The organism is Specibacter sp. RAF43 (assembly GCF_052114065.1).
Lineage (GTDB): Bacteria > Actinomycetota > Actinomycetes > Actinomycetales > Micrococcaceae > Specibacter.
In genome coordinates, this window is the sequence record NZ_JBFREA010000076.1 from 1 (window position 1) to 387 (window position 387).

Annotated in this window: 1 protein-coding gene; it reads right to left on the reverse strand. The window is 63.0% G+C overall.

Annotated features, from left to right (window positions below):
• Nucleotides 1-26: 26 nt before the first annotated feature.
• Nucleotides 27-387, reverse strand: a 361-nt coding sequence (locus tag AB4Y80_RS16950; RefSeq protein WP_442215503.1) for an ISL3 family transposase, incomplete at its 5' end; no start/stop codon positions are given.

A 387-nucleotide genomic window follows, 5' to 3' on the forward strand; every position in this document is an offset into this window, starting at 1 on the left:
GGCTCTTCTTCTGACGTATCCGTGGGTTAGTTTCGGCCTGGGAGGGCGGGTTTGTGGCCTCCCAGGCTGAGCATGGCTAGGGCGATGAGGGCTTCGGGTTTCTTGAAGCCGAAGGCGACGCGGGTGATGAGTCTGATCTTGGTGTTCATGGATTCGATGAGGCCGTTGGAGAGTCCGTGCTCGATGGCTGCCAGGATGTTGGTGCGCTGGGCGGTGATGGTTCGTTGGAGTTTGACGAAGGACGGGAGCCTGCAGCGCCGGGCCCAGGCGACCCAGGTATCGAGGGCTTCGCCGGCGTCCTCGGGGGGCAGTTTGAAGATGGTGCGCAGGCCTTCCTTGAGGTAGTAGGCGCGGGCGAGGTCCGGGTTGGTTTGCACGATCCAGGCG